Consider the following 13,254-nt stretch of genomic DNA (forward strand, 5'->3'; position numbering starts at 1 on the left):
GCCGCTAGGCCCTCTTTTACATGGTGAGGTATCGGTGTGCAATTAAAGTGCGGCGGCGATGCGGGCGCCAAGTGCCGCATTGTTCAGTACCAGCTGTATGTTGGCCGCCAGCGAGTTGCCGCCAGTCAGCTCGCAGACGCGGGCCAGCAGGAAGGGGGTTGACGCCTTGCCCTTGATCCCCTGCTCATCCGCTTCACGCAGCGCTTGGGCAATGGCTGCGTCGATATCAGCTTTCGGCATGGCGTGTGCGCTCGGGATGGGGTTGGCCACCACAGCACCGCCCGCCAGTCCCAGCTCCCACTTGAGGCGAAGCGCCTCGGCGATGGCAGCCGGACTCTCCAGTCGGTAGTCGACCTTGAAGCCGCTCTCGCGGGTGTAGAAGGCGGGCAGATCTTCGGCTTGATAGCCGATCACCGGCACGCCCTGGGTCTCCAGATACTCCAGGGTCAGTCCGATATCGAGGATCGACTTGGCACCGGCGCAAACTACGGCTACAGGCGTTTGTGCCAGCTCCTGCAGATCAGCGGAGATATCGAAGGTCTCTTGCGCACCGCGATGTACCCCGCCGATACCGCCGGTGGCAAAGACCCGGATCCCCGCCATGGCGGCGATGATCATGGTGGAGGCGACCGTGGTGGCCCCCATCCCCTTGCGCGCCAGTACGAACGGAATGTCGCGGCGGCTGCACTTGGTCACGCTGTGGCCTGCCCGGCCGAGCGCTTCCAGTGCACCCGCATCGAGACCCACCTTGAGGCGGCCGTCTAGGATGGCGATGGTCGCCGGAATGGCGCCGTTATTGCGCACTACCTGCTCCACCTGACGGGCCGTCTCCACGTTCTGCGGATAGGGCATGCCGTGGGAGATGATGGTGGATTCGAGGGCGACGACCGGTTTGCCGGCGGCCAGCGCGGCAGCAACTTCCGGTTGGATATCGAGGTAAGCGTTCAGCATGAGTACTCCTCCAGTATGCGGTCAACGGCGGTCTTGCTCAGACCGGAAAAAACGGTATCGGAACAATTGACGGTGAGGGCGGCGCAGCCCAGGGCAAAGCGGGTGGTCTGGGCTATGTCGAGCTCTTGCAGCCAGGCGTGGGCGAGGCCAGCCATAAAGGCATCCCCGCCGCCGGTGACGTTGAGCACCGGACTGCCCAGCACCGGCAGGTGGCCCTGCTGCTCGCCATCGCTGTAGAAGATCCCCTGTTCACCCAGACTGAGGAACAGTCGCTTGACCCCGGCGCGGTGGAACCAGGCGGCCACCATGGGCCAGGTTTCGGGCCCGGCGATGGTCATGCCGCACAGCTGCTCTGCTTCGCTGCGATTGGGTTTGAGGGTGTGGATCTTGCCGAGCCAGGGGCGGATCTTCTCCACCTTGGCCACCGAAACGGTATCGACAAAGATGGCGTGATCACCCTGCCGTTCGAACAGCCAGTCGAGGGTGTGGATGGCAAGATTGGTGTCGAGTACCCAGAGCCGGGCACCGCCGAGAAAGCCTGCGAGGGGGGTCAGGCGGGCAGGAGTGAGCTGCTCGATAATGGCCATGTCATTGATGGCGCAGCTCATTTCGCCGCTACCATCATGCAGGCTGAGGTAGCAAGAGGTAGTGTGGCCATCGAGCACCAGGGTCTGGCGCACATCGACGCCAGCCCGCTGGCTCACCTCCAATAGATGGTGGCCATACTGGTCGTTGCCGACCGCTGTCAGCAGCCGGGTGTCGCTGCCGAGCCGAGCCAGATTCTCGGCGATATTGCGGCCGACACCACCGGCCGAGGTGCGCACCTTGCCCGGGTTGGAGTCGCCAAGCAGCAGGTTGTCATGGCTGGTGCCGCAAATATCCATATTGGCACCGCCGATCACCACCACGTAGGGGCCCTCTCGCAGTACATAACCTCTGCCTTGCACATATCCCTGCCGGATCAGGCTGGAGATGTGGCTGGCCAGCGCGGAGCGGCTGATGCCAAGGCGATCGGCCAGCTCCTGCTGGGCAATCATGGGATCCTGACGCAGCAGGGCGAGGATCTCTTGTTCACGCTCAGTCATAGACAAACATCCATTTGCAAACGTTTGTCCATTATTGCCGGGAAACGTTTGCTGGCTATCGGCTTGTACAAAATTTGTTGGCTTGCGCACAAAAAATCGACACTCAAAGCTGGGTTGGCAAGCGGTTTAGCCGGGGAGGGGACTTTTAACGGGTCGGTGGCCCTGCAACGGCTTATAATGGCCGCCGCAAGATAAGGAGAGATGATGGAAAAGAGTGCATTCTGCTGCGTGGGGTTGGTCAATCCCAAGTCTCCGGAAAATGTCGGCTCAGTGATGCGGGCTGCGGGTTGTTACGGGGTGGATGAGGTCTACTACACCGGCAACCGCTTCGAGCTGGCGCGCCGCTTTGCCACTGATACCAAGCAGATGGTGGAGAAGATCCCGCTGCTCGGGGTGGATGATCTGATGGCGTTTATCCCGCAGGGATGCGTGCCCGTGGTGGTTGATCTGATCGATGGCGCTACGCCGCTCCCCGACTATGTCCATCCGGAACGCGCTTTTTATATCTTCGGGCCGGAGGATGGCACGCTCGATCCCGCCCTCTATGGCGCGGTGAAAGATGTGGTCTATGTGCCGACTCAGGGCTGCATGAATCTGGCCGCCTCGGTCAATGTGATCCTCTATGACCGCTTGGCGAAGGGGTTCCGGCAACCCTGAGTTGTGGCGTGGCCACGGTCAGTCAAACCGTAATGGAAACTGTGTTGTTCATAGACTGGTTGCTGGCGGTGGTTGCTGTTGACGGGGCTGCGGTATCCTTCTCTTTCCCCTATGGTGGGATCAGTTTTCGCCGGCCTTGACCGCCTGCTCCTCAAGAAAGTCGCGATAGTAGTCATAGAGGTGATAATGGCGATATATCTCGGCCAGCGTGCCGTGACGGATCAAATTCACCATCTCCTGATCCCACAGCTGCAGTAGCCGGTCGCCCTGCTCGGTATCGGCAAAAATGGGGTAAGTCGGGATCCAGCGCAAAATGGTGCGGTACATATTGGCCGGGGTCTCATCGGTGGAATGGAGCACGCCAGCGGTCAGGTAATAGCGATAGCGCCCCTTGCCAATCAGCTGCAGGGCCATCTCATGGTTGTCGATCTCGTGCCACCGCATGGAGACCGGAAGATATTTATCCAGCACCCATCCTCGCCGCCAGAGTACGGTCTCTCCCTCCAGGCTGCGCTCTCCCCGCCATTGTGGCTGCCACTGCTTGAGCATGAAGACGGTCACATCATCGGCGGAGGCTGGCTGACGGGGCTGTTTGACCCCCTTGATCTCGTCCAGATAGACACTCATCGCCATATCCCCCTCTTGCCTGGCTACCATGGCAACGGAGCGTTTGTAAGGCACGATATGGGGCACGATCTGATAGCCGTGGGGTTGGTAGATGGTTCGCACCAGATCGAGATAGATACCGCGGCCATCCGGTTGGCAGAAACCGGGCCAGCCATCGCAATAGACGTGAATATCGGCTGTGCGAGCGTGGGCGATCGCACACAGAGAGCAAAGCAGCAAACAACCGATGCGCAGCATGGTCAGCATTATCCTCGCAGGGGTGAGGAGAGCATTTATCACCTGATTTATACCATGCATTGATCGCGGCGGGCGGAGAAAACATCCCGCATCTCCATTTTGCGACAGGGTCGAGGGTTATTTGCGGTCGGATCGTTATGATCGAGTAAAGATTCAATAGCACCCCAATCAGTAGAGGAGACTGCATTATGCCATCGATCAAGACTCTGCTCTGTCCAGTCGATTTTTCCCAAATGTCTCGCGCGGTACTCGACTATGCCGTTTTCATGGCACAGAGCCATCAGGCCCAGCTCAAGCTGATCCACGTGGTTGATCAACTACACGGTTTTGACAGTTACAAGATCCTTCATATGACGGCCATCGAGATAACCCACGAGATGGAGCGTCAGGCCAGAACCCAGCTCAAAGAGCTGGTTGCCACCCTGCCGATCCCGGCCACCTTTGATATTCGCTTTGGCCGCGCCGCCGATGAAATTGTCATTCAGGCCAAGGAGGATGAGGTTGAGCTGATCGTGATGGGCAGCCACGGTCGCTCCGGTATCAGCCATCTGCTGGTAGGCAGTGTCGCCGAGTCTGTGGTGCGTCATGCACCCTGTCCGGTACTGGTGGTGCGCCAATAACGCGCCACGTTTAGTGTGAAAAGCGTAACAAACAAGGCCAGCGATTGCTGGCCTTGCGTTTTCTGGTGTTGTGCCCGCTAGCCGTGGGCGTAGATGATACTCCCCCCCTTGATGGTATCTATGATGGCCCTGGCCTGCTCTTTGGGCAGGGCGGGGCAACCCCAGCTGCGGCCCAGCTTGTCATATTTGCGCAGATGTGTCGGGCTGGCATAGGCGGCGCCATGTACCACGATGGCACGCTTGCGGGCATTGCTGTTCTTGCCGGGGCTGAGCCCGTCCAGCCGCAGGGAGTAGCCATGCTTGCCCAGATAGGTTTCTGCGGTGCGATAGACGCCAAGGGAACTTTGGCGGGAGTTGAGCTGGTTGGAAAAGTGTTTTGCGGCCAGTTCACCTGAGTTGCGGCCATGGCTGACCCAGGTGTGATAAAGCAGCTTGTGGCGTTTCATATCGATGACAAACAGTCTGCGCTGGGTGGATGGCTTGCTGTAATCGATGATGGTGAGAATGGGTTTGCGTTTGTGGCGCACGGTTTGATAACTGTTGAGGGCCTGACGAAAGGTCTGTTTATCCAGCTTGCCGGCCAGACCCAGCTGACGATAGAGGCTCTGATCCCAGCTGGCATCTGCCGTGCTGCTCCAGATGAGCGATATAAACAGCAGTGGCAACAACAGCCACCCGCGTTGCCAGTCTATGTTCCCGCGCGCTTGTCTCATCCGTGAATATCTCCTTGTCACTCCCTGTCAACGACGCGGATATTGCCATCAATCCGCTCGATAGTTATATGCAAGGTGCTGAAAAGGCGCAATAAAAAACCGGCCGCAGAGCGGCCGGAAGTAATTCAAACAGTAGACATTGGTATCACAGGGTATAACTGACTTCCAATTACTTAGAAGTTGTACTGCAGGGCAACCGCGACTACGTCATCGGTGTTCTGGCCCAGAGAGTTGGTGGACTTGCCATTTACGGAGTCCAGCAGGTTCAGCTTGTAATCAACGTAGGCGTTGAAGTTCTCGGTGAAGTTGTACCAGGCACCGATAGATACGTACTCGGTGTAGGTATCATCGATACCGTGAGCGGTATCTTTTACATCAGTGCGCAGGTAGGCCAGAGAAGGCTTGAACTTGCCAATGCTGTACTGGGCAACGGCTTCGTAGCCATCCATCTTCTCGGCGTAACCGTTCTTGACGAACAGGTGGTCTTCACCGTGGGAGTAGGTTGCAGCCAGGTAGAGGTCGCCAGTTGCATATTTGGCACCAAAGCCCATCAGCTTGGCATCCTTGTCGCCACCGAAGGCGGCGTAGCGAGCTTGCTCGTCGGTCTTGCCAGCCTGGTTATAGGCTGCACCCAGGCTCAGGCCCATATCGAAATCGTAGTTGGCAGATACTGCGAAGCCCTCTTTGGAACCAGTGCTGTTCCAGGTTGTGTCATTACCGATAACAGTGCCTTTATCGTGGTCAACGCTGAAATCTTTATCAGTCGCAGTGCGACCAGAATTCTGCGGATCATTGTTACCGGTGAACTGGGCACCCAGGGTCAGCCCCTGATAGGTGTAGATGTACTGGGCCAGACCGTTGGTACGGCCGGTACCGAATACTTCGGTATTTTTGCCCAGGCCGTCACCGCCCCACTCAGGCAGGACGTCGGTATAGTTGTTGACGGCCTTGGTGAACAGGCCATCCTGACGACCATAGCTGAAGGCGCCGAAACGGTCGTGCTTGATGCCGGCATAGGCATAACGCAGCTCGTCGTTGTCAGAACCGGAGGTCGGCAGGTTGTACTCGGCAAAGCCGAACGCCTTCATCTCGGGCGCAATCTTGGTCTCGCCAGCAACGTGCAGACGGAAGTAGCTCTGGTCACCTTCGGCACCGTTGTTGTCAGTGCCGTAGTAAGCACCTTGTGCACGGCCGCCGATTTCCAGCTTGGTATCGTTCTGGTTGTAAACGGTAGCAGCATGGGCGCCGCTCGCCAGCAGCAGGCTGGAGATGGCAATAGTCAGTGCAGACTTCTTCATATGCGTTATTCCTCTGATGTAAACACTTCCGAACTTGTTGTCGGTTCTGTGAAATCGGAAATAGTCCGATAGCCACACGGTAGGCGTCCCAACCTTGACTGGGCCTGAATCCATCGTTGTTTAATTGAGGTGACGAGGTCGTTATCAAGACTGGGTGTGACGGTTTTTGACAAGATAAAAAGAGATTAAATTCAATGAATTATTTTCTAGTGACTTTTTTGACATCAAGGCTGTTCTGAGCAACAAGGTCGATGGCTCAAGTTGTGAGCTAGATCACGCAGGGGAGAATGGAGCGGGAAAAACGGGGGGGGAGCCTTGCAAGGCTCCCCCCAGTGATCAGATGGGCTTTTGCCACAGGGTCAGCAGCAGATCCTGTTCCAGTTCATTCGGGCCCTGTTGAGCGAAAGCGTGACGCTGCTCACCGGTTGCCCGCCAGCCAAGACGGCTGGTCTCCAGAATAAAGCTGCGCATGGCCTGATCCATGGTGAGGCTGAACTGGCAGCGCTGTTGAGCCATCGGATTGAGACCGCCGAGGGTTGGCCAGCTGAGGGGGTGTTCCATGCTCACCGGATTGAGGCTGACCCGCAGTTGCCACTGATGGCGCGGGCCCGGCTGCAGGTAGAGCAGATAGCCACCGGGGGCCAGCCAGCTGACCAGCAGTTCGGTCTTGACCTTGAGATCGTTGACCAGCAGCACCTGAGCAGAGCCCGGTTGCAACGGCGCGCGAGCGGGATCGGCAATGACAAACTGGCCGTCCGGCTGCGCTTTTTTGGCGGCAAAGATGGTGTTCTTGGCGATATCAACCCCGGCAAACTGCCAGCCGGGCAGGCGCTCTGCCAGCGCGCGGCAGTAGTAGCCTTCACCGCACCCAAGATGGATCAGCTCTTGTGGGGCCAGCGGAGCGAGCAGGCCGGCCATGGCCTCAACCAGCGGCAGTTGGTGGCCGGCCTCCAGGAAATGGTGCTTGGCACGCATCAGGGCACGGCTGTCGCTGTCTTTGGGGTTTTTCTTGCCGGGGATGAGATCCAGATAACCTTCCGGTGCCGGATCGAAGTGATGCTTGTTGTCGCAATAGCGCCCCTGAGAGGCTTCATGAAGATGGAGCGGACTGCGGCAGCGGGGACATTGAAGGTGCATAGTAACTCTCTGGGCGAATGCCGGAACAGTGAAGGGCGTTCGGGATTATAGGGGAGAGGATCAAAAAAGGCTGCCGTAGCAGCCTTTTTTATCCCAAGGCCTCAGTCAGGCCTGCGGACGGGTCATCAGCGAGTGCCAAATACCACAATGGTCTTGCCGTGAGCAGAGATGAGCTCCTGCTCTTCCAGCATCTTCAGGATGCGGCCCACGGTTTCACGAGAGCAGCCGACGATCTGGCCGATCTCCTGACGGGTGATCTTGATCTGCATGCCATCCGGGTGGGTCATGGCATCCGGCTGTTTGGCCAGGTTTAGCAGGGTCTGGGCGATCCGGCCGGTCACATCCAGGAAGGCGAGGTTACCCACTTTCTGGCTGGTGTGTTGCAGGCGCTTGGCCATCTGGCCAGAGAGACGCATCAGAATGTCCGGGTTGACCTGGATCAGCTGGCGGAACTTCTTGTAGGAGATCTCTGCCACTTCGCAAGAGCCTTTCGCGCGAACCCAGGCGGAGCGCTCGGGGTTCTCGTTCTCCTCGAACATCCCCATCTCGCCCAGGAAATCGCCCTGGTTCAGATAGGAGAGGATCATCTCTTTGCCCTCATCGTCCTTGATCAAGACGGCCACAGTGCCCTTGACGATGTAGTAGAGGGTCTCCGCTTTTTCACCCGCATGGATCAGGGTGCTCTTGGCGGGATACTTATGAATGTGGCAGTGCGACAAGAACCATTCCAGGGTGGGATCGCTTTGCGGTTTGCCAATGACCATGAGAATTCCTCTGTAGTGTCTTTTTATGGACTTGTGCGTCCGGGCAAGCTGCCAATCTTGCCATTCCTTGTATTGGTCGCAGTAGGATAAGAGCCTTTGCCTGTGCTGACAAGGCTTTGCGGGCTTTTGACAGAGCCCTTTGAGTAATGCCTGCTGCGCCGCTTCGGCCATTCTAGGGAAGATAGAGGTCGGAGATGTTGATTTTGATCTATTTCCATCCCAACTCCCCCTGTTCGGCAGAGATAAGCGACTGGGTTATGCTAGGGATCCATCATCATGATTAACAGGAGAGAGTGCGAGATGAAAGCCAAGGTCAGCTGGGTGGAAGGGATGAAGTTTGTGGGTGAGAGTGAATCCGGTCACAAGGTGATCCTGGATGGTGCCAACCCCGGTGAGGGGGCCAGCCCGATGGAGATGATCCTGCTGGCGGTCGGTGGCTGCAGCTCCATTGATGTGGTCTCCATCCTCGAAAAAGCGCGCCAGTCTGTGACCGCATGCCATGTCGATGTCAGTGGCGAACGGGTCGATAGCGTGCCCCGGGTTTTCGAGAAGATTAATCTGCACTTCGTGGTGACTGGCAAGGGATTGGCAGAGAAACAGGTGGCCAGAGCGGTCGATCTGTCGATGGAAAAATACTGTTCTGTTTCCCTGATGTTGGAAAAAGCGGTACAAATTACCCATAGTTATCAAATTGTTGAAGCTTGATAACGATAGTTTCGTTGGTACCCTGGCATAAGGCCGTTACGTAAGGCCACTGCACAAGGCCATGACATAAAGCCATTACATAAGGAAAGTGCAATGAAAAAATTGATCGCTCTGCTTCCCCTTTTGGGCCTGGCGGCGTGCAGCAGCCCGCAACCTACCCAGTATCAATACAGCCAATACCAGTGTGGCGAAGAGATGCTGGCCGTTACCTATGATGCCCAGGCTGACATGGTGCAGTTCCCCTATGCCGGGGTTTATCACAAGCTGGCGCGTGTGGAGTCAGAGTCTGGCGCCAAATATTCTGACGGCCTGACCACCTTCTGGAATCAGGAGAAACAAGCTCTCCTCACCCAGAAAGGGGTGACGCTGCTGACCTGTACGCTTAAATAAGTGACCACAGATAGCTGAAGGTGTGCGGCTTTGTGTCCGAGTCTGGCCTTGGCCGGATTGGGTCAAGAGGTTGAGACCACAAAAAAACGGCTTGCCGGGAGGCAAGCCGTTTTTCTATCTATCCATTATCACTAAACAAGCGTTAGTTGGTGGGGACACGATTGAGTAGCTCGGCCGCGAGCTGCTGGCTAAGCGCCTGACGCTGGCTGTCTGCAATGCTCACATCGCTGGTCAGCTGGATGATGCTGCTCCAGACCGCTTTCTGGGTTTTGCGATCGAGCAGCACGATGGCCAGCGACCCTTTGCGCTGGTTGGCCGAGGCATATACCCCGGGCGTCATGCCAAGGCGTGCGAAAATCTCGCCGTCACTCATATCCTTGCCGCCCGCGACGCCGATGGCGACCCAGAGATCCGCCTCGTCGAGCGGTGCACTCTGCCACCCCTTGCCATTGAGCTCCCGGCTTACCGCCTGCTGCATTGGCTCCAGCCACCCTTCCGCCAACTCACCGGCAAATTGATACTGTTCGGCCAGGGCGTAGCGCGGGGTTGCACCATAGGTCCAGTTGCCCATCGGGCGAACCAGCATGGTGCCGGACTCCAGCGTGGGGGCCGCCGGCCCGCTGCTGCAACCGCCAAGCAGGGCGAGCAGTGCCAGAGAGAGATAAGCAAGCCGCATCGTGAACTCCTTTGAATCAGGTTATTTTGCCGGTTTCGATCAATTGCTGGATGAGCGGGCGCAGGATCAGCTCCATCGCAAAGCCCATCTTGCCACCCGGCACCACAATGGTGTTCATCCGCGACATGAATGAGCCGTCGATCATCGACAGCAGGTAGGGGAAATCCACCTGCTTGATGCCGCGAAACCGGATCACCAGCATACTCTCGTCCAGACTCGGGATCACCTTGGCGCTGAAGGGGTTGGAGGTATCCACCGTCGGTACTCGCTGGAAGTTGATATGGGTGCGCGAGAACTGCGGGGTGATGAAGTTGATGTAGTCATCCATGGAGCGAACGATGGAGTCGGTCACCGCCTCGCGGGAATGCCCTCGCTCCGAAGTATCGCGAATGAGCTTCTGGATCCACTCCAGGTTGACGATGGGCACTACGCCTATCAGAAAATCCACGTGGCGCGCCACATTGTGATCCTCGGTGACCACGCCGCCGTGCAGCCCTTCATAAAACAGCAGATCGGTATTGCTGGGCAGATGCTGCCAGGGGGTGAAGGTACCGGGCATCTGGTTGAAGGGCACTGCCTCGTCAAAGCTGTGCAGGTAGCGGCGATACTGGCCATTGCCATCCTGCCCATAGCCCTGAAAAAAGCTCTCCAGCAGCCCGAAGTCATTGGCCTCAGGGCCAAAATAGCTGATATGACGCCCCTGTTCGCGCGCCTTGCGGATCGCTACATCCATTTCCGGTCGGGTGTAGCGGTGAAAACTGTCACCTTCCACCACAGCCGCGGTATATCCCAGTTGATGGAACATGGAGCGAAAGGCGTTGGTGGAGGTGGAGGTGCCGGCTCCGGACGAACCGGTAACGGCAATAATGGGGTGCTTGGCCGACATGGGATTCTCTCTTCCTTGGGAATTCCGTTATAAGGTCCGGATTGCGGTTGGGTCAAGACTGCTCGATGAAGCGGTCTTTCATCACGATATTCACCGATTCGTGCAGCTCGCTATAGACGATGACAGCTTTGCCTTGCTGTAATTGTTCTCTCACTGCATCGACTTTGACGCCAAGCGGTACATCCTGTTCTCCATATTCTGTTCCCTCCTGCAACACAAAGTGTTCGATCAGGTTGGTCAGGGTGTCGCCGTCCAGTTCTTGCCAGGGAATGATCATTTAAAGGTCTCACAGCAAAAGAGGTGATCGTCAGGCTATTGTTGTGTTGAATCCCGCGAATGCAATCACTTTTTACCTTTTCACCGGAGTCTGAGAGATGTTGTCTGAAGCGCAGCGCAGCGCGCCGTTAACCCTGACTGAGCATCTGGACAGCGCACGTCGAGAGGCGATTGCCCGAGGCATGGTGTGGTTCTGGTTGTTGAACTGGCTGGTGGTGTTGTTTCTTTCGATACGCTACGAGGTTTACAGCCAGGTCGGGCTCGCCAGTGATGACAGCTTGCCCTGGCGCTTTCAGAGTGAGCTGGCCTTGGTCATGGTAGTGCTATTGCTACTACCTGTTGTCAGCCTCTTTTGTGACCATCTGCAGGATCGCCTCTGGTTACGGATGGCTGCACTGGTGACTGTGCTATGGGGCGGACTCTGGACGCTGCACATCTATACGATTGGTCAGGTGGAGCTGCGAGGAGGGGTCAGTTATGCCAACGGGATCATGCGGCTCAACCTGCTGGCTGCGCTCATTGCATTTTATCCCGATCGCAAGGTTTTTTATGGCTATCTCTTGGGCCCGATGACGGTGGGTGTGGGGTTGGAACTCTTTTTACGCGTCGATTTTCCCCAGATCTACCTGCTTGGCGTGTTGTTTGGCGTGATTGCGCTGGAGGTCGGCCGCCGCATGCTGCACCGCTGGTTTGAATTGGCGATCATGCGGGAGCATGACAATCTGACGCTGCTGCGCCAACTTGATCAGCTCGCCAAGCAAGATCCTCTGACCGGTGTCGCCAACCGGCGGCATTTCAATATCGAGTTGGATCGCGCGTTAGCCCATAGCCAGGAGAGCGGCGCTCCGCTATCGCTCATCCTGATCGATGTGGACTATTTCAAGCGATTCAACGACCACTACGGCCATCAGGTAGGGGATATGTGCCTCAAGGAGGTGGCACAAGCGCTCAACCGTGCGGTTCGCACGCCATCTGATCTGGTGGCCCGCTATGGTGGAGAGGAGTTTGTGCTGCTGCTGCCCAATACCGACCGTCAGGCGGCGGCCAGCGTGGCGCAGCGGCTGCAAGATGGCCTGGCCAGCCTGCAGCTGGAGCATCTGGCGTCTGATGTTGCCCCCTGGGTGACTGTGAGTCAGGGGATTGCCAGCAATGTCTCCGGCGAAGAGGTGAGCCAGTTGCTGGAGCGGGCCGATCAGGCGCTCTATCGGGCCAAGGAGTCGGGACGCAATCAGTTCTGTGTTGAGGAGTGACTCTGTTCGGCAATCCAGCGGCTGATCCGCTCATCCAGCCAAAACCGCGGCCGCCAAGGCGTGCCGTGCAGAAAGCCGACATGGCCGCCGCGCTGGCTCAGCTCATAGCGCACCGTGGGCGAGAGTTGCTCCGGCCGGGGAATGACCGCGTGTGACATAAAGGGATCGTCGGCGGCGTGCAGGATAAGGGTAGGGATAGGGATTTGAGCCAGCAGCGGTAGCCCCGAGCAGCTCTGGTAGTAGTGGCTGGCGCTGTGAAAGCCGTGCAGCGGCGCGGTGACCAGCTCGTCAAAATCGCGCAGGGTGGCAATCCGCTCCACTTGCCTGGGTTGCCAGCGTTCGCTCGCTTTCTGCTGCTGGCGGATCTTGCTGAGCAAATTGCGGCGCATGGTGCGCAGCAGATAGTTCTGATAGACCTTCGAGAAGCCCTGATTGACCCGCTGGGCGCAGCTTGCCAGTTGCAGCGGAGCCGAGACCACCACCGCCGCTTTCAATGCCGCAGGACAGCCCCGCGCCAGCAGATTGACCAGCATATTGCCACCCAGTGAAAAGCCGATGGCGATCAGCGGTTTGCCCGGGAAGCGCTGGCTCAGCTCGGCAATCAGCTCCTGCGCATCACCGATGGAGCCGGAGTGATAGGCCTGCAGGTGGCGATTGGGCTCGCCACTGCAACCGCGAAAGTGCATCAGCACGGCCTCTCTGGCCTCTTGCTGCAGGTGGGCGAACAATCCCTTGGCGTAGTGGGAGTGAATGCTTCCCTCCAGCCCGTGAAACACCACTATCAGCGGCCGTTCATCAAGGCTGACCTCCCCGCTCCAGGCGAGGTCGACAAAGTCCCCATCCTGCAGTTCAAACCGCTCCGCCACAAATCGGGCAGGGGTGCGGCGCAGCCATTTGGGCAATATGGTCTGCAGATGAGGATTGCGTGCCCACCAGGGGGCGTGGAAGTGGCTCTCGGTCAGCATGGGGTCAGTCGGTCTGG

The 13,254-nt window shown here is 57.7% G+C and carries 16 protein-coding genes; 5 read left to right on the plus strand and 11 right to left on the minus strand.

Annotated features, from left to right (window positions below):
* Positions 1-42: 42 nt before the first annotated feature.
* Complete coding sequence (locus ACTG2W_RS17635; RefSeq protein ID WP_106842889.1) at positions 43-951, minus strand: pseudouridine-5'-phosphate glycosidase; 909 nt, start codon at positions 949-951, stop codon at positions 43-45.
* Positions 945-2,036: a PfkB family carbohydrate kinase gene (locus tag ACTG2W_RS17640; protein WP_106842888.1), complete on the minus strand. Its 1,092-nt coding sequence runs from the start codon at positions 2,034-2,036 to the stop codon at positions 945-947. Before ACTG2W_RS17640 ends, ACTG2W_RS17635 begins: the two co-directional genes overlap by 7 nt.
* A gap of 204 nt (positions 2,037-2,240) precedes the next feature.
* Here ACTG2W_RS17640 and ACTG2W_RS17645 point away from each other — a divergent pair, with 204 nt between their 5' ends.
* Positions 2,241-2,693, plus strand: a complete 453-nt coding sequence (locus ACTG2W_RS17645; protein ID WP_005335311.1) for an RNA methyltransferase — start codon at positions 2,241-2,243, stop codon at positions 2,691-2,693.
* 120 nt (positions 2,694-2,813) lie between these two features.
* Here ACTG2W_RS17645 and ACTG2W_RS17650 read toward each other — a convergent pair whose 3' ends face one another.
* Positions 2,814-3,557 (minus strand): hypothetical protein, encoded by a 744-nt coding sequence (locus tag ACTG2W_RS17650; RefSeq protein WP_106842917.1) that lies wholly within the window; start codon positions 3,555-3,557, stop codon positions 2,814-2,816.
* Between the two features lie 188 nt (positions 3,558-3,745).
* On the opposite strand from ACTG2W_RS17650, the gene ACTG2W_RS17655 reads away from it, so the two are divergent.
* Positions 3,746-4,177: a universal stress protein gene (locus ACTG2W_RS17655; protein WP_005335309.1), complete on the plus strand. Its 432-nt coding sequence runs from the start codon at positions 3,746-3,748 to the stop codon at positions 4,175-4,177.
* Between the two features lie 77 nt (positions 4,178-4,254).
* On the opposite strand, the gene ACTG2W_RS17660 is transcribed toward ACTG2W_RS17655, so the two are convergent.
* The 4 genes from ACTG2W_RS17660 to crp all read right to left on the minus strand — a co-directional run bounded on the left by ACTG2W_RS17660 (position 4,255) and on the right by crp (position 8,089).
* Positions 4,255-4,890 (minus strand): murein L,D-transpeptidase catalytic domain family protein, encoded by a 636-nt coding sequence (locus ACTG2W_RS17660; protein ID WP_058058550.1) that lies wholly within the window; start codon positions 4,888-4,890, stop codon positions 4,255-4,257.
* Between the two features lie 173 nt (positions 4,891-5,063).
* A complete protein-coding gene (locus ACTG2W_RS17665) occupies positions 5,064-6,188 on the minus strand; it encodes a porin (protein ID WP_106842887.1) in 1,125 nt (374 codons plus the stop codon).
* Positions 6,189-6,524: 336 nt separating this feature from the next.
* On the minus strand, positions 6,525-7,325 hold the full coding sequence (locus ACTG2W_RS17670; RefSeq protein ID WP_106842886.1) for a putative RNA methyltransferase: 801 nt from the start codon (positions 7,323-7,325) through the stop codon (positions 6,525-6,527).
* A gap of 125 nt (positions 7,326-7,450) precedes the next feature.
* Positions 7,451-8,089, minus strand: coding sequence for a cAMP-activated global transcriptional regulator CRP (gene crp, locus ACTG2W_RS17675; protein ID WP_005335304.1), 639 nt, complete (start codon positions 8,087-8,089; stop codon positions 7,451-7,453).
* 300 nt (positions 8,090-8,389) lie between these two features.
* On the opposite strand from crp, the gene ACTG2W_RS17680 reads away from it, so the two are divergent.
* On the plus strand, positions 8,390-8,794 hold the full coding sequence (locus ACTG2W_RS17680; protein ID WP_005362569.1) for an OsmC family protein: 405 nt from the start codon (positions 8,390-8,392) through the stop codon (positions 8,792-8,794).
* A gap of 93 nt (positions 8,795-8,887) precedes the next feature.
* Positions 8,888-9,184 (plus strand): MliC family protein, encoded by a 297-nt coding sequence (locus tag ACTG2W_RS17685; protein WP_005348285.1) that lies wholly within the window; start codon positions 8,888-8,890, stop codon positions 9,182-9,184.
* A 142-nt stretch (positions 9,185-9,326) separates the two neighbouring features.
* Here ACTG2W_RS17685 and ACTG2W_RS17690 read toward each other — a convergent pair whose 3' ends face one another.
* From ACTG2W_RS17690 to ACTG2W_RS17700, 3 genes are read right to left on the minus strand one after another with little or no spacing between them, the layout of a single operon-like run.
* Positions 9,327-9,860 carry a DUF4136 domain-containing protein gene (locus ACTG2W_RS17690; RefSeq protein ID WP_106842885.1) on the minus strand — a complete coding sequence of 178 codons (534 nt, stop codon included), beginning with the start codon at positions 9,858-9,860 and terminating at the stop codon, positions 9,327-9,329.
* A 16-nt stretch (positions 9,861-9,876) separates the two neighbouring features.
* A complete protein-coding gene (locus ACTG2W_RS17695; RefSeq protein WP_005335299.1) occupies positions 9,877-10,746 on the minus strand; it encodes a phosphoribulokinase in 870 nt (289 codons plus the stop codon).
* 52 nt (positions 10,747-10,798) lie between these two features.
* Complete coding sequence (locus ACTG2W_RS17700) at positions 10,799-11,023, minus strand: YheU family protein (protein WP_005335298.1); 225 nt, start codon at positions 11,021-11,023, stop codon at positions 10,799-10,801.
* A gap of 97 nt (positions 11,024-11,120) precedes the next feature.
* On the opposite strand from ACTG2W_RS17700, the gene ACTG2W_RS17705 reads away from it, so the two are divergent.
* On the plus strand, positions 11,121-12,272 hold the full coding sequence (locus ACTG2W_RS17705) for a GGDEF domain-containing protein (RefSeq protein WP_106842884.1): 1,152 nt from the start codon (positions 11,121-11,123) through the stop codon (positions 12,270-12,272).
* On the opposite strand, the gene ACTG2W_RS17710 is transcribed toward ACTG2W_RS17705, so the two are convergent.
* Entirely contained in the window at positions 12,251-13,237 is a 987-nt protein-coding gene (locus ACTG2W_RS17710) for a hydrolase (protein WP_106842883.1), read from the minus strand. The two genes, ACTG2W_RS17705 and ACTG2W_RS17710, sit on opposite strands and share 22 nt — an antisense overlap.
* Between the last annotated feature and the right edge of the window lie 17 nt (positions 13,238-13,254).

The sequence above is a fragment of the Aeromonas sp. 96A genome (genome assembly GCF_051919165.1).
GTDB lineage: Bacteria > Pseudomonadota > Gammaproteobacteria > Enterobacterales > Aeromonadaceae > Aeromonas > Aeromonas veronii.

Bases quoted from the DNA above. Each gene is read 5' to 3' on its own strand.
- ACTG2W_RS17635 (WP_106842889.1), bottom strand. From the start codon at position 951: ATGCTGAACGCTTACCTCGATATCCAACCGGAAGTTGCTGCCGCGCTG.
- ACTG2W_RS17640 (WP_106842888.1), bottom strand. From the start codon at position 2,036: ATGACTGAGCGTGAACAAGAGATCCTCGCCCTGCTGCGTCAGGATCCC.
- ACTG2W_RS17645 (WP_005335311.1), top strand. From the start codon at position 2,241: ATGGAAAAGAGTGCATTCTGCTGCGTGGGGTTGGTCAATCCCAAGTCT.
- ACTG2W_RS17650 (WP_106842917.1), bottom strand. From the start codon at position 3,557: ATGCTGCGCATCGGTTGTTTGCTGCTTTGCTCTCTGTGTGCGATCGCC.
- ACTG2W_RS17655 (WP_005335309.1), top strand. From the start codon at position 3,746: ATGCCATCGATCAAGACTCTGCTCTGTCCAGTCGATTTTTCCCAAATG.
- ACTG2W_RS17660 (WP_058058550.1), bottom strand. From the start codon at position 4,890: ATGAGACAAGCGCGCGGGAACATAGACTGGCAACGCGGGTGGCTGTTG.
- ACTG2W_RS17665 (WP_106842887.1), bottom strand. From the start codon at position 6,188: ATGAAGAAGTCTGCACTGACTATTGCCATCTCCAGCCTGCTGCTGGCG.
- ACTG2W_RS17670 (WP_106842886.1), bottom strand. From the start codon at position 7,325: ATGCACCTTCAATGTCCCCGCTGCCGCAGTCCGCTCCATCTTCATGAA.
- crp (WP_005335304.1), bottom strand. From the start codon at position 8,089: ATGGTCATTGGCAAACCGCAAAGCGATCCCACCCTGGAATGGTTCTTG.
- ACTG2W_RS17680 (WP_005362569.1), top strand. From the start codon at position 8,390: ATGAAAGCCAAGGTCAGCTGGGTGGAAGGGATGAAGTTTGTGGGTGAG.
- ACTG2W_RS17685 (WP_005348285.1), top strand. From the start codon at position 8,888: ATGAAAAAATTGATCGCTCTGCTTCCCCTTTTGGGCCTGGCGGCGTGC.
- ACTG2W_RS17690 (WP_106842885.1), bottom strand. From the start codon at position 9,860: ATGCGGCTTGCTTATCTCTCTCTGGCACTGCTCGCCCTGCTTGGCGGT.
- ACTG2W_RS17695 (WP_005335299.1), bottom strand. From the start codon at position 10,746: ATGTCGGCCAAGCACCCCATTATTGCCGTTACCGGTTCGTCCGGAGCC.
- ACTG2W_RS17700 (WP_005335298.1), bottom strand. From the start codon at position 11,023: ATGATCATTCCCTGGCAAGAACTGGACGGCGACACCCTGACCAACCTG.
- ACTG2W_RS17705 (WP_106842884.1), top strand. From the start codon at position 11,121: ATGTTGTCTGAAGCGCAGCGCAGCGCGCCGTTAACCCTGACTGAGCAT.
- ACTG2W_RS17710 (WP_106842883.1), bottom strand. From the start codon at position 13,237: ATGCTGACCGAGAGCCACTTCCACGCCCCCTGGTGGGCACGCAATCCT.